Source organism: Delftia sp. WSY_12, assembly GCF_043104645.1.
In the GTDB taxonomy this organism is placed as follows: domain Bacteria; phylum Pseudomonadota; class Gammaproteobacteria; order Burkholderiales; family Burkholderiaceae_C; genus Comamonas; species Comamonas tsuruhatensis.
Genome location: NZ_JBICKW010000015.1, coordinates 87,941 through 105,838, shown reverse-complemented (window position 1 = coordinate 105,838; position 17,898 = coordinate 87,941). Strand labels below are relative to the sequence as shown.

The 17,898-nt window shown below is 70.1% G+C and carries 18 protein-coding genes; 4 read left to right on the top strand and 14 right to left on the bottom strand.

Translation table 11 applies throughout. The annotated features are described in order from the left end of the window. Window positions 1–11: 11 nt before the first annotated feature. From ssuD to ACF8LI_RS08915, 13 genes are all read right to left on the bottom strand, one after another. Entirely contained in the window at window positions 12–1,166 is a 1,155-nt protein-coding gene (ssuD, locus tag ACF8LI_RS08975; RefSeq protein ID WP_046988041.1) for an FMNH2-dependent alkanesulfonate monooxygenase, read from the bottom strand. Next, entirely contained in the window at window positions 1,163–2,323 is a 1,161-nt protein-coding gene (locus ACF8LI_RS08970) for a sigma 54-interacting transcriptional regulator (protein WP_016450171.1), read from the bottom strand. Before ACF8LI_RS08970 ends, ssuD begins: the two co-directional genes overlap by 4 nt. A gap of 9 nt (window positions 2,324–2,332) precedes the next feature. Further along, window positions 2,333–3,514, bottom strand: a complete 1,182-nt coding sequence (locus ACF8LI_RS08965) for an acyl-CoA dehydrogenase family protein (RefSeq protein ID WP_392412410.1) — start codon at window positions 3,512–3,514, stop codon at window positions 2,333–2,335. Continuing rightward, the gene (gene msuE, locus ACF8LI_RS08960) at window positions 3,511–4,140 is read right to left on the bottom strand and encodes an FMN reductase (RefSeq protein ID WP_016453782.1); all 630 of its coding nucleotides are present in this window, start codon (window positions 4,138–4,140) and stop codon (window positions 3,511–3,513) included. The genes ACF8LI_RS08965 and msuE overlap by 4 nt, the downstream gene beginning before the upstream one ends. 271 nt (window positions 4,141–4,411) lie before the next feature. Beyond that, a complete protein-coding gene (locus ACF8LI_RS08955; protein WP_392412407.1) occupies window positions 4,412–5,776 on the bottom strand; it encodes an LLM class flavin-dependent oxidoreductase in 1,365 nt (454 codons plus the stop codon). A gap of 25 nt (window positions 5,777–5,801) precedes the next feature. Then, complete coding sequence (locus ACF8LI_RS08950) at window positions 5,802–6,626, bottom strand: MetQ/NlpA family ABC transporter substrate-binding protein (RefSeq protein WP_392412406.1); 825 nt, start codon at window positions 6,624–6,626, stop codon at window positions 5,802–5,804. 25 nt (window positions 6,627–6,651) lie between these two features. Continuing rightward, entirely contained in the window at window positions 6,652–7,929 is a 1,278-nt protein-coding gene (locus tag ACF8LI_RS08945) for an SfnB family sulfur acquisition oxidoreductase (RefSeq protein ID WP_338497919.1), read from the bottom strand. 5 nt (window positions 7,930–7,934) lie between these two features. After that, window positions 7,935–9,227, bottom strand: coding sequence for an SfnB family sulfur acquisition oxidoreductase (locus tag ACF8LI_RS08940; protein ID WP_392412403.1), 1,293 nt, complete (start codon window positions 9,225–9,227; stop codon window positions 7,935–7,937). A gap of 83 nt (window positions 9,228–9,310) precedes the next feature. Further along, window positions 9,311–9,973 (bottom strand): methionine ABC transporter permease, encoded by a 663-nt coding sequence (locus ACF8LI_RS08935; protein ID WP_012203707.1) that lies wholly within the window; start codon window positions 9,971–9,973, stop codon window positions 9,311–9,313. Beyond that, window positions 9,945–11,117, bottom strand: a complete 1,173-nt coding sequence (locus ACF8LI_RS08930) for a methionine ABC transporter ATP-binding protein (protein ID WP_392412401.1) — start codon at window positions 11,115–11,117, stop codon at window positions 9,945–9,947. The genes ACF8LI_RS08935 and ACF8LI_RS08930 overlap by 29 nt, the downstream gene beginning before the upstream one ends. Before the next feature lie 23 nt (window positions 11,118–11,140). Next, entirely contained in the window at window positions 11,141–11,947 is an 807-nt protein-coding gene (locus ACF8LI_RS08925) for a MetQ/NlpA family ABC transporter substrate-binding protein (RefSeq protein ID WP_013803953.1), read from the bottom strand. A 47-nt stretch (window positions 11,948–11,994) separates the two neighbouring features. Continuing rightward, window positions 11,995–12,807, bottom strand: a complete 813-nt coding sequence (locus ACF8LI_RS08920; RefSeq protein ID WP_392412399.1) for a MetQ/NlpA family ABC transporter substrate-binding protein — start codon at window positions 12,805–12,807, stop codon at window positions 11,995–11,997. 267 nt (window positions 12,808–13,074) lie between these two features. Further along, complete coding sequence (locus ACF8LI_RS08915) at window positions 13,075–13,647, bottom strand: MarR family winged helix-turn-helix transcriptional regulator (protein ID WP_392412398.1); 573 nt, start codon at window positions 13,645–13,647, stop codon at window positions 13,075–13,077. A 141-nt stretch (window positions 13,648–13,788) separates the two neighbouring features. Here ACF8LI_RS08915 and ACF8LI_RS08910 point away from each other — a divergent pair, with 141 nt between their 5' ends. The 4 genes from ACF8LI_RS08910 (at window position 13,789) to ACF8LI_RS08895 (ending at window position 16,696) form a co-directional block, all read left to right on the top strand. Next, complete coding sequence (locus ACF8LI_RS08910; protein ID WP_017404212.1) at window positions 13,789–14,247, top strand: VOC family protein; 459 nt, start codon at window positions 13,789–13,791, stop codon at window positions 14,245–14,247. Between the two features lie 39 nt (window positions 14,248–14,286). Then, window positions 14,287–14,973: a flavin reductase family protein gene (locus ACF8LI_RS08905; RefSeq protein WP_012203713.1), complete on the top strand. Its 687-nt coding sequence runs from the start codon at window positions 14,287–14,289 to the stop codon at window positions 14,971–14,973. A gap of 10 nt (window positions 14,974–14,983) precedes the next feature. Continuing rightward, window positions 14,984–15,787, top strand: coding sequence for a 2-oxo-hept-4-ene-1,7-dioate hydratase (gene hpaH / locus ACF8LI_RS08900; protein ID WP_392412397.1), 804 nt, complete (start codon window positions 14,984–14,986; stop codon window positions 15,785–15,787). 138 nt (window positions 15,788–15,925) lie between these two features. Beyond that, window positions 15,926–16,696, top strand: a complete 771-nt coding sequence (locus ACF8LI_RS08895) for an SDR family oxidoreductase (RefSeq protein WP_013803947.1) — start codon at window positions 15,926–15,928, stop codon at window positions 16,694–16,696. An 18-nt stretch (window positions 16,697–16,714) separates the two neighbouring features. Here the strand turns inward: ACF8LI_RS08895 and ACF8LI_RS08890 are convergent, their stop codons facing one another. After that, window positions 16,715–17,722, bottom strand: coding sequence for an AraC family transcriptional regulator (locus ACF8LI_RS08890; protein WP_016449087.1), 1,008 nt, complete (start codon window positions 17,720–17,722; stop codon window positions 16,715–16,717). Between the last annotated feature and the right edge of the window lie 176 nt (window positions 17,723–17,898).

Sequence of the window (17,898 nt, the reverse complement as noted above, 5' to 3'; positions counted from 1 at the left end):
CCGGGGGCGGCTCACGATGCAGACTGCCGGCGCTGGATGCTGCGGATGTCGAAGGCGCCGCCGGTCTGGGCCTGGTCGCTGGTGGTGACGGCCCGCTTGCCGAGCAGGGGGAAGACCAGCTCGGCAAAGCGGATGGACTCCTCCAGGTGCGGGTAGCCCGAGAGCACGAAGCTGTCCGCACCCAGCGCGGCGTACTCGCGCAGGCGCTCGGCCACGGTGGCCGCGTCGCCGACCAGGGCCGTGCCCGCGCCGCCGCGCACCAGGCCCACGCCGGCCCAGAGGTTGGGCGCCACCTCCAGCCGGTCGCGCCGCCCGCCGTGCAGCGCGGCCATGCGCGACTGGCCCACGGAGTCCATGCGCGCATAGCCGGCCTGGGCGCGGGCGATGTCCTCGTCGGTGAGCTTGCTGATCAGGCGCTCGGCATCGGCCCAGGCCTCCTCGTTGGTCTCGCGCACGATGACGTGCAGCCGCACGCCCAGGCGGACCTGGCGGCCCTGCTGCGCGGCGCGGCGGCGGATGTCGGCGAACTTTTCGGCCACGGCGGCGGGGGGCTCGCCCCAGGTGAGGTAGGCGTCCACCTGGCGCGAGGCCAGGTCGTGGGCGGCGTCCGAGGAGCCGCCGAAGTACAGCGGCGGATGCGGCTTTTGCACCGGGGGAAAGAAGTTGCGGCCCTGCTTGACCTTGAAGTATTTGCCGTCGAAGTCCACGGCCTCGCCGGCGAGCAGGCGGCGCCAGATGGTCAGGAATTCATCGGCGTAGGCATAGCGTTCGTCGTGGGCCAGGAAGATGCCGTCGGCCTCCAGCTCGGTGGCATCGCCCCCGGGCACCACGTTGAGCAGCAGGCGCCCGCCCAGGGCCTGGTCCAGCGTGGCGGCCTGGCGCGCGCTGGACACGGGCGCGCCCAGCGAGGTGCGCAGGGCCACCAGCAGCTTGATGCGCTGCGTGACGGGCACCAGGCTGGAGGCGACCACCCAGGGGTCCAGGCAGGAGCTGCCGGTGGGGATCAGCAGGCCGTCGTAGCCCAGCTCCTCGGCCGTGACGGCGATCTGGCGCATGTAGGCGTTGGTGGGGGCGCGGCCGAAGTCGGAGGTGCCGAGGTAGCGCGTGTCGCCCGAGGTGGGCAGGAACCAGAAGATGTCTGGCGATGCGTGGGGGTCTTGGCTCATGGGATCTCCGGGGACGATGGAAAAGACGGTGGCGCGGCCTCGCCCGGCACCTGGCCCAGGCGCTGCAGCCGCGCGCGCACCACGCTGCGGCTGATGCCCAGCTGGCGCGCGGTCTGCACCTGGTTGCCGCGGTTGCGCTGCCAGGCCTTGAGCAGCAGAGCGCCCAGCACGTGCTGCTCCAGGCCCTCGGCATGCACGTCGCACAGGCTGTCCAGCGCTTCGCCCAGGGCCAGTTCGGCGGCGGCGGCCTGGGCGCCGTGTTCGGCCTCGCGTGTGGGGACGGGATCGGGCTCGCCCTGGCTGCTGGCGATGTGCAGGTCGCCCGCGCCGATGTGCATGCCCTGGGTCAGCAGCAGGCTGCGGTGGATGACGTTCTCCAGCTCGCGGCTGTTGCCGGGCCAGTCGTGCTCCAGCAGCTTGCGCTGCGCGTCCTGGCTCAGTGCCATGGGCGCGTAGCGCATGCGCTGGCAGTAGCTCGCGATGAAGTGGCGCGCCAGCGGCAGGATGTCGGCCGGGCGCTGGCGCAGCGGCAGCACGGTGAGGGTGACGACATCGAGCAGGTAGTACAGGTCTTCGCGAAAGCGCCGCGCTGCCACCTTGGTATGCAGCGGCGCGCTGCTGGCCGCGAGCACGCGCACATCGGCTGGCGTGCGCTGGCTGGCGCCGATGCGGGTGACCGCCTTGTCCTGCAGCACGCGCACCAGCTTGCTCTGGATGTGCAGGGGCAGGTCGTCGATCTCGTCCAGCAGCAGGGTGCCGCCGTGGGCGTCCTCGAAGCGGCCGGGCAGGTTGCCGAAGGCACCCGTCAGCGCACCGCTTTCGTGGCCGAAGAGCTCGGCGTTGATCAGGGCCTCGGACAGCGCGCCGCAGTTGACGGCGACAAAGGGGCCGTGGCGGCGCGGGCTCAGGCGGTGGATGTGGCGGGCCACCATTTCCTTGTCGGCGCCGCTGTCGCCCAGGATGAGGACTCCGGCCTCGCTGGCGGCCACCTGTCCCATGGTCTTGAGCAGGGCCTGCGAGGCCGGGTCTTGCAGTATCCACGGCGCGGGCGCGGCGCCGTCATCGTGCGCGGCAGAGGCTGCGGGCGCGGGCGCAGGTACGGGCGCAGGTGTTGCCGAGGACTTGCCGGGCGGCCAGGTGGGCAGACGGGTGTTCATGGCGCGGCGTCACGAATAGAAGCTGGGCTGCGGATGGGTTCCGTTGAGCACCCAGTCGCCCAGCTCCTGCAGCTTGTAGTGCAGCGGGTCGTGCAGCGTCTGCGTGCGCAGGTTGCGCCAGAAGCGGTCAAAGCGCAGCGCCGCGTGCGTGGCGCGCGCGCCCGTGGCCTCGAAGATGCGGCTGGACAGGTCCAGCCCCGAGCGCGTGGTGGCAATCTTGGCGGCCGTCACGGCCACGGCGACTTCGCCGCGCTCGTGGGCGGTCAGCGCCGGGCCCCGGCGCCAGGCGGCGTCAAAGCGCTGCGCGGCCTGCAGGGTCAGCAGGCGCGCGCCTTCCAGCGCGGCCCATAGCTCGCCATACAGCGCCTGGATGTGGGGGTCTGCGCCGGCCGCATCGGCAGGGGACTTGAACCAGGGCCGCGCCTCGTTCAGCGTGTAGCCGCGCGCCTGCTCCAGCGCACCCTGGGCAATGCCCAGGAACAGATGGGCCAGGATGAGCTGGGCCAGCAGCGGGCGCAGCGCGGCATGCGGCGTGGACAGCGGGCCGGGGTCGAGCAGCAGCTCTGCCGCCTCCACGCGCACGCGCTCGAACAGGGCCGAGCCGCTGTCGGTCTGGCGCTGCCCCATGTTGTCCCAGTCGCGCAGCAAGGTGATGCCCGTGCGCTCCGTGGGCACCACGCCGATCAGCAGCTGGCCGCTGTCGGCATCGATGGCCGAGGCCACCAGCATCTGCGAGTCCAGCGCGCCCGAGGTGAAGCTCTTCTTGCCCGAAAACTCCCAGTGGCCGGGCTGGCGCGTGGCCGTGGTGCGACGGTCCAGAGGGTTCAGCGTATTGCCCCAGAACCAGCGGTGGCGTGCCGTCTGCAGCAGCCAGGGCCGCCACTGGGAGGGCTGGCCGAACAGTTGCACGGTGGCCAGGTGCAGGTGCTGGAAGCCGTAGACATGGGCCAGCGAGCCGTCTGCCGTGGCGAGGATGCGCACCGTCTCCAGCGTCTGCACCCAGTCCGCGCCCAGGCCGCCCAGCTCGTGCGGAATGCTCAGTGCCAGCAGGCCGCTGGCGCGCAGCGCATCGCGCTCGGCCTTGGGCGTGCCGCCTGCGGCATCGCGCAGGGCCGCCGTGGCGGCGAGGCGCTGCGCCAGATCCTGCGCAGTGGCTATCGGGTCCGCAGGGACGGCCTGTGCCTGGCTCACGCGGGCTGCCCGGCCAGGGCCAGGTCGGCGGCTTCGGGAACAGGCGGCTGTGCCTCGGCCTGGATTTGGGCCTGCACCAGCTGCTGCAGCGCACCGCGCAGCACCGGGGCCGACAGCTGCACGGTCAGCTCGATGCGCTGGCGCAGCGATTCGCTGTGGACCTGGCCGTCCTGGATGTCCTCGGGCGTGGAGTACACGCCAATGGGCAGGGTGAGGGCCGAGAAAAAGCCGAACAGCGGGCGCAGCTGGTGGTCCAGGATGAGGGCGTGGCGCGGGCTGCCGCCGGTGGCGGCCAGCAGCACGGGCGTGCCCTGCAGCGCGTCCAGGTCGATGAGGTCGAACAGGTGCTTGAGCAGGCCCGGCAGGCTGGCGCGAAACACCGGCGCGCCGACGATCAGGAAGTCGGCCTGCTCGATGGCTTCGATGGCCTGCAGCGTGGCCGGCGGCAGGTCGTTCTTGGACAGGGCCGCGCCCAGGTGGGGCTGCAGGTCCAGCAGGTCGATGACCTGTGCCTGCAGCGGCAGCTCCTGGCCCAGGCGGGCATGCAGGGCGTCCAGCAGGACGCGGGTGCGGGAGGGGCGGCTCAGGCTGCCATTGACGATGACAGTCTTCAGCGATCGGCTCATGGAAACTCCTTGGCGTGGGTTCCAGGAGGCAGCGCGGCATGCGGTTTGCGAAGACTGCCAGCCCGGATGAGGTGGGATGGATGCCTTCATTACAGGGCCGAACGCCGGTATGGCGAAAGAAACTTAACGCATTTGCTTATCGGTTTGGGTGCCTTGGCAAGTGCTTGTTTCTGAAAGGAATTTTGTGGCGCATGGCATGTGCTAATGCGTTCTGGCGATATGGGCACGGCCGCTGCGCCCGTCCCTGCGCAGCGCGGCCTGCGCGGTGCCTTCAACGCCGCCAGCGCGCGGCGGCGTGGCTGGCGGGCAGGCGGTCGCCCTGGCCGAACAGGCGCTGGCGCAGCGTGGCGTCGTCGCCGTAGCTGGTGCGGTAGCGGCCCCGGTTCTGCAGCTCGGGTACGACCAGACGGGCGAAGTCTTCCCAGGTCTCGGGCGCGACGATGCGCGTCAGGTTGAAGCCGTCGATCTCGCCCACGTCGATCCAGCGCTCCAGCTCGTCGGCCACCTGGGACGGGTCACCCACGATGGTGGCGTAGCGGCTGCCCAGCGTGAACTGCTCCAGCAGCTTGCGCCGCGTGGTCCAGCCCTGCTTCTGCGCGGCCTGGGCCGCCGACTGGATGGCGTTGGTGTTGCCGAAGGAGATGGGGTCGTCCAGCCCGTACTGCGCAAAGTCCACGCCGGTGCTGGCGGCAAAGTGGGCCAGCCCGCTTTCCGCGCTGGCGTGGGACAGGTAGTCGGCGTATTTCTCGCGGGCCTCGGCCTCGGTGCGGCCGGGCACCACGGCCACGCCGGCGTAGATCTTGATGTCCTCGGGGCGCCGGCCCGCGTCCACGGCGGCCTGGCGCAGCTGGCGCGAGGCCTCGCGCGCGGCCTCGGGCGTGCGTGCGCCGATGAAGATGCCCTCGGCATGCCGGCCCGCAAAGCGCAGCCCGCGCGGCGAGGTGCCGGCCTGGAACAGCACGGGCGTGCGCTGGGGCGAGGGCGCGCTCATGTGGATGGCGTTGGCGCGGTAGAACGGCCCCTCGTGCACCACCGGGTGCACCTTGTCGGGCAGGGCGTGGATGCGCCGCGCCTTGTCGGCGATCACGGCACCCTCTTCCCAACTGCCTTCCCAGAGCTTGTAGGAAAGCTCCAGGAAGTCGTCGGCGCGGTCGTAGCGGCTGTCGTGCACGGCCAGGCCGTCCTGGCCCAGTCCGCGCGCGCCGCTGTCCACATAGCCGGTGACGATGTTCCAGCCGATGCGGCCATTGGTCAGCTGGTCCAGCGTGGTCACGTCGCGCGCGAAGGTATAGGGCTGGTGCGCGCCCACGGTGGCCGTGAGGCCGAAACCGATGTGCCGCGTCACCGCCGCCATGGCCGAGACCAGCAGCCAGGGGTTGTTGACGGGCAACTGTATGCCTTCGCGCAGGGTCAGGTCCACGCCGCCCTGGTAGACGTCGTAGTAGCCGACCACGTCGGCGATGAAGATGCCGTCGAACAGGCCTTCCTCCAGCACCCTGGCGATGTGGGTCCAGTAGGCCAGCGTGCCGTACTCGGTCGAGCGGTCGCGCGGATGGGTCCACAGCCCGTGGTGTATGTGGCCCACGCAGTTCATGTTGAAGGCGTTGACGTGGATGTGGCGCTTGGCTTGCGTCATGGGGCGGGTCCTGCAGTCCGTTGCGTCAGTTCTTCAACCAGGCCAGGCGGTAGAGCTTCTGGTCGTTCAGGTAGAAGGCGTGGATGGTCTTGCGCACCACGTCGGAGTTTTTGTAGATGTCCAGGAAGCGGGCGATGCGCGGGTCGGCCGCGCGGTCGCTGCGGGCCACGAACTGGATGGCCCAGGAGTCGTCCTCGTAGCTGGTGTAGGCCAGGCCCTTGCTGGCATCGAAGGCCTTGGAGGCGATGATGAAATACGGAAAGCCCTGGGCCAGGTCCACGTCGGGCGTGGTGCGGGCCAGCTGCGGGCCCTCGATCTCCACGAACTGCAGCTTCCTGGGGTTGGAGACGATGTCCGCCTGGGCGCCCAGCAGCCCGGTGTCGGGGCGCAGCGTGATCAGGCCCGCGTGCTGCAGCAGGCGCAGGCCGCGGCCCACGTTGACGGGGTCGCTGGCAATGGCCACCTTGGCGCCCGTGGGCAGGTCGGCCAGGGATTTGTGGCGCGTGGAGTACAGGCCCAGGTAGGATAGGATGCCCGCCTGCACGCTGGTGAACTTGAAGCCCTTGCTGCGCGCTGCATTGGCCAGGTAGTTGCTGTTCTGGTAGTAGTTGAGGTCGATGTCGCCCGCGTCCAGCGCCACGTTGGGCGTGGCCCAGTCGGTGAATTCCACCACCTGCACGTCCAGGCCCTGCTTCTTGGCCTCCTTGGCGGCGGCTTCCACCGAGTCCGCGAAGATGCCTGGCACCACGCCGATCTTCAGGGGCGCGGCCAGGGCGCTGCCCGCGAGCAGGGCAGCGCCCAGGAAGGCGGCCAGCCGGGGCCAGAGTGTGGGGGAGGTCGTTGTCATCATTGCATTCCTGTGTCGTTGATAAAGGTCAGAGCGCGCCATGGCGCGGCGGGCGTATGCCGTTGAGCACGTAGTTGCCCACGGCGTGGTATTTCCAGCGCACGGGGTCGTGCAGGGTGTGGGTGCGCGCGTTGCGCCAGAAGCGGTCCAGGCCCTGTCCCGCCAGGGTGGAGGCCGTGCCCGCCAGCTCGAACAGCTTGCTGCCCGCCAGCAGGCTGGCGCTGGTGCTCAGCGCCTTGGCCTGGGCCACGGCCACCGAGGCAGCGGCCACGCTGTCGTCCGTGGGCGCGCGCTGGGCGGCGTCCACGGCCAGGGCCGCGCGGGCCACCAGGGCATCGGCGGCGCGCAGGCGCACGTGGACATTGCCCAGTTGCTGCAGCAGCAGCGGGTCCTGCGTGGCGCTGGCCACGCCCGCGTCCACCCAGGGCCGCGCATGCTCGCGGATGAAGGGCAGGGCGGCCTGCAGCGCGCCGTGGCCAATGCCCGCGTCCAGGGCGGCATGGATGATCTGGGCGAAGGGGCCGATGGTGGTGGGCCGCTCGAAGGAACTGGTGAAGGGCACCACCCATTCGGGCTCCACGCGCACGCGGTCGAACTGAACGGAGCCGCTGCCCGTCACGCGCTGGCCGAAGCCGTCCCAGTCGTCGGTGACGGTGACGCCGGCCGCATCGCGCGGGATGAAGACCAGATACATGCGCTCGCCTTGCCCCGGCGCCTCTTCCTGCGCGCTGACCAGGGTGGGAATCCAGTGCGCGAACAGGGCGCCCGTGCAATAGAACTTGCGCCCCTGCACGAACCAGCTGCCGCTCTCGCGCAGCAGCCGGGTGCGGCGCTGGAAGTCGCGGTGGCCGATCTCGGCCAGCGCATTGCCCAGGCGCTCGCCGCGCAGCACACGGTCATAGAAGAAGGCCTTTTGCGCGGGTGATCCGCCCACGCGCAGCACTTCCAGCGAGTAGTAGTGGTTCTGCGGAATGTGGCCGAAGTTGCCATCGGCCGCCGCAATCAGGGCAATGGCCCGCGTCAGCGTGGCCGTGGACACGCCCGCGCCGCCGTACTCCCGGGGAATGGTGATGCCCCACAGGCCGCTCTGGCTGAACTGCTCCACCTCCTGCCAGGGCAGCAGGCGGTCGCGGTCGCGCGCCAGCGCGCCGGGGGCGATGAGGGCGGCAAAACTGCGGGCCGCTTCCAGCGCCTCGGCCTCGCTGCCGATGATGTGGGCGGGCCGGGCCGGAGGCGCTGCGGGAGCGGGCTGGCTGCCCGGCGTGGAGGCCAGGGCCTGCAGCTCTTGGGTCGATGTCTGTGTCATGGCGGTCAGTTCCACTGGTGGCGGCGCGGCAGGACGCCGTTGAGCAGGTAGTTGCCCAGCAGGTGGTATTTCCAGCGCACGGGGTCGTGCAGCGTGTGCACGCGGGCGTTGCGCCAGTGGCGGTCCAGGCGGTGGGCGGCGCGGCTGGCCGAGGAGCCGGCCAGCGCGAACAGGTGCTCGCCGGCCTGCAGCGCGGCCTCGGTGGTGAGGATCTTGGCCTCGGCCACGGCCACCGAGGCCTGGGCGCTGGCCTGCTCGTCCGCCGCGCCACCCGCCGCTGCAGCAAGCGCATCCAGCGTGCGCGCGGCCTCCAGCAGCACGGCATGGGCCGCATCCACCTCGATCTGCAGCTGGCCGACCTCGTGGATGAGGTGGGGATCGTCGCTGGCGCGCGCCACGCCCGAGTCCATCCAGGGCCGGCTCTTGTCGCGCACGAAGTCCACCGCGTCGCGCAGCGCGCCCTGGGCAATGCCCGCGTCGATGGAGGCCTGGATCAGCTGCGACACCGGGCCGGACAGCGAGGGCGTGGCCTCGAACTGCCAGGCAGGCACCACGTCCTCGGGATGTACCTGCACCTGATCCAGCTGCACGCTGCCGCTGGCCGTGGTGCGCTGGCCGAAGGAGTCCCAGTCGTCGAACACGGTCACGCCCGGCGCATCGCGCCGCACCCAGACCTGCACGATGCGGCCCTCCTCGTCCTGGGCACGGAAGGGCACCCAGTGCGCGAAGGCCGAGCCCGTGGAGTAAAAGCGCGTGCCGCTGACGCGCAGGCCGCCTGCGGCATCGCGCGACAGGCGCGCCGTGGCCTCCAGCACATGGGCCGCGCGCCCCTTGCGTTCCGGCCCGGCATTGCCCAGGCGGTGGCCGGCCAGCACGTCGGCGAACCAGCGGCGCTTCTGGGGCTCGCTGCCCATGTCCCGCAGGTTCTGCAGCACGGCGAAATGGTTCTGCGGAATCTGGCCCAGCGAAGGGTCGGCCGCGCACAGCGTGACGAAGACCTGGGCCAGCGTCTCGTAGGAAGCGCCCAGGCCGCCGTAGGCGCGGGGCACGGTGATGGCGCCCAGCCCGCTGGCCGTGTAGCGCTCGATTTCCTGCCAGGGCAGGCGCCGCTCGTGGTCGCGGGCCGCTGCGTCCACGCGCCATTCATCGGCCAGGGCCTGGGCGGCCTGCAGGGCCTCGGCCTCGCTGGTGATGCGGTGCGGGGTGGAGGGCGGCAGGGGCAGGCGCCGCAGCGCCCCGCCCGGGGTGTGGTGTGTGTTGCCGGGCAAGGCTGCGCCCAGGGCATCCGGTGTGGTCATTCCGTGCCTCGTTGCTGAGTCGGTGGGGAGAGGGCCGCCAGGCGGCGGCCCCGGAGGGAAAGGCGTGGTGCCTGTTTTCAGCGTCAGCGGCTGCGCAGCCGGCGCACGTAGCGGTCGCCCAGCACCTGGACCACGGTGACCAGCGCGATCAGCACGGCAATCACCAGCAGCATCACCTGGGTGTCGAAGCGCTGGTAGCCGTAGCGGATGGCCAGGTCGCCCAGGCCGCCCGCGCCCACGGCGCCGGCCATGGCCGAGGAGCTGATCAGCGCCACCAGGGTGATGGTGAAGCCGCCCACGATGCCGGGCAGGGCCTCGGGCAGGTAGACGTGGCGCACGATGTCCCACTTGCGGCAGCCCATGGCCTGGGCGGCTTCGATGAGGCCGGGATCGACCTCGCGCAGGCTGACCTCGACGATGCGCGCGAAGAACGGCGTGGCGCTGATGGCCAGCGGCACGATGGCCGCCCACACGCCGATGGTGGTGCCCGTCACCAGCCGCGTGAACGGGATCAGCGCCACCAGCAGCACGATGAAGGGCGTGGCACGGAAGCCGTTGATCACGCTGCCCAGCGCGCGGTGCGTGCGCGGCGAGGCCAGGAAGCCGCCGGGCGCGGTGACGATGAGCAGCACCGCCAGCGGAATGCCCGCCGCCAGCGCGATGCCGCCCGAGACGCCGACCATCATCAGCGTGTCGGCCAGCGCGTTGCCGTAGCGCTCAATGGGAATGGACAGATTCAGCGACATATCCGAGATCCTTGATGTCATGCGCAATGGCCGCCGGGCCCTGCGTCAATGTGTGCCAGTCATGCGCGGCCGTGCCGCCGCCCAGCGCGATCAGCAGCTGCCCCTGGGCATGGCCCTGGATGCGGTCCACGCCGCCATGCAGCAGGCGCACCCGGCCGCCCAGGGCCTGGGCGATGCGCGGGAAGTCGGGCTCCAGCCCGTCCTCGCCGCGGTAGGTCAGCTGCAGGATGCGTTCGTGGCGGCCTGCGGGCGCGTCGGGCAGCAGGCGCTGGCGCAGGTCGTCGGGCAGGCCATGCTGCAGCGGTGCCAGCAGGGCGCGCGTGGCCGGGTGCTGCGGGTTGCCGAAGACCTTCCAGACTTCGCCCAGCTCGGCGATGCGGCCCTGCTCCAGCACCAGCACGCGGTCGGCGATCTCGCGGATCACGCTCATCTCATGCGTGATCAGGACGATGGTGATGCCCAGCTTGCGGTTGATGGTGCGCAGCAGCTCCAGGATGGACTGCGTGGTCTCGGGGTCCAGGGCCGAGGTGGCCTCGTCGCACAGCAGGATCTCGGGGTCGGTGGCCAGGGCGCGGGCAATGCCCACGCGCTGCTTTTGCCCGCCCGACAGCCGGCTCGGATAGGTGCCAGCCTTCTCCTGCAGGCCCACCAGGGCCAGCAGCTCATTGACCCGCGCATCGATGCGTGCGCGCGGCAGGCCCGCCACCTGCAGGGGCAGGGCCACGTTGTCATGCACCGTCTTGGCCGACAGCAGGTTGAAGTGCTGGAAGATCATGCCGATGCGCCGGCGCAGCTGCACCAGCTGCGATTCGTCCAGCGTGCCGATGTCCACGCCGTCGACCCGCACCTGGCCGCTGCTGGGCTGCTCCAGCCGGTTGATGGTGCGCAGCAGGCTGGACTTGCCCGCGCCGCTGCGCCCGATGATGCCGAAGATGCTGCCCGGCGCGATCTCCAGGCTGATCGCGTCCAGCGCCTGTACGGGCCCGGCCGAAGACTGGTAGGTCTTGGCCACGCCGCTGAAGGCCACGGCGCCGGGCCCACGGATGGATTCCCGCGTGGTGCCGGCCGCTGCCGATGAGCGCCTGTCCGCCTCGTGGGCCGGCCTGTCCGCCAGGGGCTGCCTGGCTGCAATGCTGGTTGACATGGCTGAAGTCCTCCCCGCGCCGCTCAGGGCTTGACCCAGGCCAGGTTGTACAGGCGCTTGTCGTTGGAAAAGGCGCGCTGGGCCTCGGCCTTCACCGCATCGGAGTTCTGGTAGATGCGGATGAACTTCTGCACCACGGGGTCCTGCGTGCGGTTGGCCTTGACCACGAACTGGATGGAAAAGCGCGCATCCTCGATGCCCGAATATGCAAGCCCGCTGGACGGATCGAAGGCCTTGGCCGCCACGATGAAGTGCGGGTAGCCCTGGGCGATGTCCACGTCGCCCGTGATGCGCACCAGCTGCGGCCCCTCGACCTCGACGAAGCTGAGCTTCTTGGGGTTCTCGACGATGTCGTCCAGGCTGCCCAGGTAGCCCACGCCGGGCTTGAGCTTGATCAGCCCCACCTTCTGCAGCAAGAGCAGGCCGCGCCCCTGGTTCACGGGGTCGTTGGCAATGCCCACCTTGCCGCCCTGCGGCACCTGGGCGATGGCCTTGTGCTTGAGCGAGTACAGGCCCACGTTGGCCAGGATGCCCGTGCCCGCGCTGGCCAGCTTGTAGCCGTTCTTCTGGATGGCGTTGTCCAGGAAGGGCTGGTGCTGGAAGTAGTTGATGTCCAGGTCGCCCGAGTCCACGGCCACGTTGGGCGTGGTCCAGTCGGTGAACTCCACCACCTGCACATCGATGCCCTGGGCCTTGGCCTCCTTGGCGGCCACGGCCACCGAGTCGGCGTAGGCGCCGGGCACCACGCCGATGCGCAGCTTGTCGGCAGCGTGGGCGGAGAACAGGGCCAGGGCGGCCAGCGGGGCGATCAGGGCACGGGAAAGCTTCATCGGGATCTCCGGAAAAAAAGGGTTCGAAAAGGCAGGAAGGGGCCGCGTCACGGCTTGCGCCACGGCAGGCTGTACAGCCTGTCGTTGGCGGCGAATGACTTGTGGATCTGCGCCTGCACGGCGCCCGAGGTCTGGTAGATGCGCACGAACTGCGCAATGCGCGGGTCCCGGGCGTTGTCCTGGCGCGAGACGAAGCGGATGGCGTAGTACAGGTCGTCAATGCCCGAATACAGCAGCGCATTGCCGGCCACCTGCGGCCGCCCGGCGTTGACGAAGTGGGCCGGGTAGCCCTGGGCCAGGTCCACATCGTCCAGCGCGCGCACCAGCTGCGGCCCTTCGATCTCGACAAAGCGCAGCTTGCGCGGGTTGGACACGATGTCGTCCAGCCCCGCGCGCGGGCCCTTGCCTTCGCGCAGCTGGATCAGGCCGGCCTTCTCCAGCAGCAGGCCGCGCCCCTGGTTGACGGGGTCATTGGCCACGCCCACGCGCGCACCCTCCTTCAGGTCGGCAAAGCGCTGGGTCTTGAGCGAGTACAGGCCGATGTTGGGCAGCAGGCCCGTGGCCACGCTGGTGAAGGCATAGCCGCGCTCGCGGATGGCGTTGTCCAGGAAGGCCTGGTGCTGGAAGTAGTTGAGGTCGATGTCGCCGGCCGCCAGCGCCGTGTTGGGCGTGGTCCAGTCGGTGAACTCGATGACCTGCACGTCCAGCCCCTGGGCGCGCGCCTCCTTGGCGGCGACCTCCACGGAGTCGGCCAGTGAGCCGGGCGTGACGCCTATCTTCAGCGCGGCGGCCGCCGCAAGGCCGGGCAGCGCCAGCGTGGCGGCGAGCGACCAGAGCAATGTGTTTCTGCGCGTGGGCAAGGCGTGGTTCCTCCAGCTCGGCCAGGCCCGGCGCCGGCGCCCACATGGCGCCTGCCGGCATGGCCTCTGAAGGCATTGCAACACCCGGCCCCGGCGCGCACCACGACGGAATTCACATTTCCTTATAGCGAGCCATGCGCGGCGCAAGGCATTGATCGCAAAGGAAATTTTGCACAGGCAAGATTGAGCTTATGCCCGCGCGAAATATGGCACCGTGCCGGCTGCGCAGGCTTGCGGCAGCCAGGGCAGCCTGCCGCGCTCCCAGGCTCAAGCGCCCTGTTGCGCCTTCATCCTCGTCCAGGCCTTGAAGAGGATGGACTGCAGGCTGGCACGCTCGCCCTCGTCCAGGTAGTCGACCAGCGACTCGCACATGCGCCAGAAGGCCGGCAGCGCGCGGGCCAGCACCTCGCGGCCCTGGTCGGTGAGCGCCAGGTCGAAGCTGCGGCGGTCTTCCTGGCTGAGGCTGCGCGCCAGCAGCGAGCGCTTTTCCAGCCAGTCCAGCAGGCCCGTCACCGACGAGCGCGTCACGCCGACGTAGCTGGCGATATAGGACGGCGTGACCACCGTGTCGCCCAGCAGCCCGCGCTCGGCCAGGCCGAAGATCATGAGCACGTCGAGCTTGCTCTCGGACAGGCCGAACGCCTGCAGCGATGCGTTGGCGCGCTGCTCCACATCGTCGGCCAGCCACAGCAGCAGCAGGCCCAGGCCGGCGGCCGGCGTGTCGGTGCCGGGCTGCGCGGTCTGGGCCATCAGGGCCAGGTGCGGGCGCAGCGCTTCGGGGGCGTTGGCGAGAGGGGGGGAATCGGGGGCCGATGCGGCAGCGGTCTTGCGCGGACTCATGGGAGTGGATGGAAGCGGGTGAAGGCGGGTTGAAGCCGGGAGAAGAAAGGGCGGTTGATTTTACGGCTTTCATATATTACGCTTTGTGTATAGTACGTTAAGCGTATTATTTGGCGGCACACAAATCTGCAAGGACATCCCATGCCCATCAAAGTTCTGGAACTCCACCATGTCGGATTCGGCGTCAACCACGCCCAGGCCGACGCCATGCTCGACTTCTACCGCGAAGTGCTGAACCTGCCCCAGGACGCCGCTCGTTGGAAGATCCCCGGCATCTACGGCTCCTGGATCAACCTGCCCAACGGCAGCCAGTTGCACATCCTCGGCAGCGAGGGGCCGTCGCGCTATGCGCAGGGCCCGGGCAAGGACCCTGTGTCCAACCACATCGCGCTGGCCGTGGACGACATCCTCGGCGCCGAGCAGGAGCTGCTGGCGCGCGGCGTCGATTACTTCACGCTGGACAACGTGGCATCGCCCAGCCTCAAGCAGCTGTTCCTGCGCGACCCGGCCGGCAACCTGGTGGAACTGCACCAGTCCAATGCGCGCGCCCCCGGCATCGCCCAGGCCGAGCAGGACGCGGCGCGCGCCGGCAACGAGTGACGCGACGCCCTCCCTTTTTCCCTTCCCCTCCGGATTCCCATGTACTTTGAAATGCAATCGCTCAACAGCGAGCAGCGCAGCAACATCCTGCACTCCCTGGTTCTGCCCCGTCCCATCGCCTGGATCAGCTCGGTGGACGGGGACGGCACGGTCAACGTCGCGCCGTTTTCCTTCTTCAACGCCATGTCGGGCGATCCGCCGCTGCTGTGCGTGTGCATTGGCTCGCGCCAGGGCGTGCTCAAGGACACGGCGCGCAACATCGCGGCCACGGGCGAGTTCGTGGTGAACCTGGTGTCCGAGCCGCTGGCGCGCCGCATGGCGGTGACGGCCATAGAGTTCGGCGCGCAGGTGGACGAGTCGGCCCAGGCCGGCCTGGTCCTGGGCGATGCACGGCGGGTGAAGGCGCCGCGCATCGTGGACAGCCCTGCGTCCTTCGAGTGCCGCGTGCGCCAGATCATCGATATCGACGGCGTGCGCAGCCTGGTGCTGGCCGACGTGCTGGCCGCCCATGTCATGGATGCGGCCGTGGTCGATGGCGAGCTCATGTACTTCGACCCCGCGCCCATGGAGCTGATCGCGCGGCTGCAGAACCCCGGCTGGTATGGCCGCGTGGGCGATGCCTTCCAGATGCCCACGCCCTCGGTGGCGCAGTGGGATGCCATGCAGCGCCAGGGCGTGTCCGACAGCTACCTGGCCTGGGCCGACGATGGCGCCGCCGCGCGCTGAAGGGCCGCCCATGCTTGCGCAACACACCATAGACAGCCTGGCGGCCGAGCTGCACGCCAGCGAAAAAAGCCGGGTGCAGGTCCGGCACTTTTCCCGCCGCCATCCGGACATGACGGTGCAGGACGGCTACGCCATCTCGCGCGCCTGGATGCGGCTCAAGCGCGCCGAGGGCCGCACGGTCAGGGGCCACAAGATCGGCCTGACCTCGCGTGCCATGCAGCAGGCCGTGCAGATCAACGAGCCCGACTACGGCACCCTGCTGGACGACATGTTCTTCGAGCCCGGCCACGACATTCCCTTTGCGCGCTTCATCGCTCCGCGCGTGGAGGTGGAGCTGGCCTTCGTGCTGGGCCGCACGCTCAAGGGGCCGGGCGTCACCCTGTGCGATGTGCTGGCCGCCACCGACTGGGTGGTGCCCGCCGTGGAAATCATCGACGCCCGCATCGAGCAAAAGGACCGCGATACCCAGGCCATGCGCACGGTGCGCGACACCATCGCCGACAACGCGGCCAATGCCGGCATCGTCATGGGCGGGCGGCCCGTGCGCCCCGACGCGGTGGACCTGCGCTGGGTGTCGGCGCTGCTGCAGCGCAACGGCGTGATCGAGGAATCCGGCGTGGCGGCCGCCGTGCTCAACCATCCGGCCACGGGCGTGGCCTGGCTGGCCAACCGGCTCGCGCAATGGGATGAGCAGCTGGACGCAGGCCAGGTGGTGCTGGCCGGCTCGTTCACGCGGCCCGTCACGGCCCAGGCCGGCGACAGCTTCCATGTGGACTACGGGCCGCTGGGCTCCATTGCCTGGCGCTTTGCCTGAGCTTCGTCCGCAGTGTGGCGATGGTGTCGCCTGCGGCACAGTCCGCAGGCCCGGCGCGTCGCCGACAATGCAGCGGCGCCGCCCGCCACCGGTGCGCGGGCGGCGGCTGCAACACATGCACTACAGGATGGACAAGCAATGGAGATGAAGAACGCAAAGACGGCCGTGGTCACGGGCGGAGGAACCGGCGTGGGCAAGGCCGTGGCGCTGGCCCTGGCGGGCGCCGGCTACCAGGTGGTGGTGGCGGGCCGCCGCCAGGCACCGCTGGATGAGACCTGCGCCGAGGCCCAGGCAAAGTACGGCGCGGGCGAGCGCATGCTGGGCATTGCCACCGATGTCAGCGACCCGGCTGCCGTGGAGCAGCTGTTCGCGCGCACGGTGCAGCGCTTCGGTCGCGTGGACCTGCTGTTCAACAACGCGGGCCGGGGCAATCCGCCCGGCTCCTTCCTGGACTGGACGCCCGAGCAGTGGCGCGAGGTGGTCGATGTCAACCTCAACGGCATGTTCTATTGCCTGCAGCAGGCCTTCCGCACCATGCGCGACCAGTCGCCGCGCGGCGGCCGCATCATCAACAACGGCTCCATCTCCGCGCATGCGCCGCGCCCCAATTCCAGCGCCTACACGGCCACCAAGCATGCCGTCATGGGCCTGACCAAGACGGCTGCGCTCGACGGCCGTGCCTACGACATCGCCGTGGGCCAGATCGATATCGGCAATGCCATGACCGAGCTGGCATCGCGCATGGCCAAGGGCGTGCCCCAGGCCAATGGCGAGATCGCGGTGGAGCCGCTGATCGACGCGGATGTGGTGGGCCAGTCCGTGCTCTACATGGCCAGCCTGCCGCTGGAGGCCAACGTGCTGTTCCACACGGTGATGGCCACCAAGATGCCCTTCGTGGGCCGGGGCTGAACCGGCAAAGGCAGGCCCTCAGGCCTGCACGCGGCGGCTCGCCGTCTCGGACGGGAGCTCGCCGAAGCGGCTGCGGTACTGGGCCGCGAAGTGGCCCAGGTGCAGGAAGCCGTATTTCTGCGCCACATCGCGCACGCCGGAGCCGGCTGCGGCGCCCGGGCCCTTGGCTGCCTGGAGTTCGGCGCGCACGCGGTCCAGCCGCAGCTGGCGCAGGAAATCCATGGGCCCCATGCCTGCGTGCTGGCGGAAGGCGGCCTGCAGCGTGCGCGCGCTGCAGCCGGCCTCGCGGCAGACATCGGCCAGCGACAGGGGCTGGTCGGCATGGGCCTGCATGTACTCCTGGGCCTTGCGCACGCCGCGCGGCAGCAGGCTGCGCCGGCTGTCCCCGGCCAGTGCGCGGCTGTGGCTGTGCGTGGCCGACATCAGCAGGCTGGTCAGCAGGTATTCCTCCGCATGCCGGGCCAGCGCCTGCGTGGCCTGCAGGGCGTTGCCCGCATCCAGCGTGTGCCGCAGGCAGTCGATGAAATGCACCAGCGGTGCCAGCGCCGGCTGGTCCAGCGGCACGCCCAGATCGAACACCAGGGGCCGGCCTGCGGGCGCCTGCAGCAGCGCCTCCAGCCGCGCCACCAGGGCCGGGCGGGCCATGCGCACGATCAGGTGCGGGCTGTCGTCGGCCCAGCGCATGGACAGCGGCTCGGTCGGCGAGGGCAGGGAGGCCAGGCGCGGCGTGGCATCCACCTGCTGCGCGCCGCAGCGGATCTCGGCACTGCCGCGCAGGGGAATCTGCAGCAGGAAGAAGTCCCGCAGGTAGCCGGGCTCGATGTGCACGCCGGGGCCGTATTGCACATAGTTCAGGCTGACGTTGCGGGAAAGCGGCGCGCTGTGGTGGCAGGCATCCAGCTCGGCGCGCGGGCGCAGCATGCCCAGGCCATGCGGACAGAAGACGCGCGCCACGCTTTCGCGGGCCTCGTCCATGTCGTGGCTCTCGAAAAGCCGGTAGCGCTGCAGCGGCAGCGGTGTGTGCATGGCGTGTTCCATAGGCTGCGCAGAACGTAGCAAAAACCACCCGCTCCCACAATTCGGACCATTCCCCGGGAGCCAATTTCTGCGCGCCAGGGACAGTGCCTGCGCTTGCCGGATGCCTGCGCGGCCCGGCCCCCCGTAACGTGTGCTGCACAGGCCAGCCCGGCCTGGCATCCACA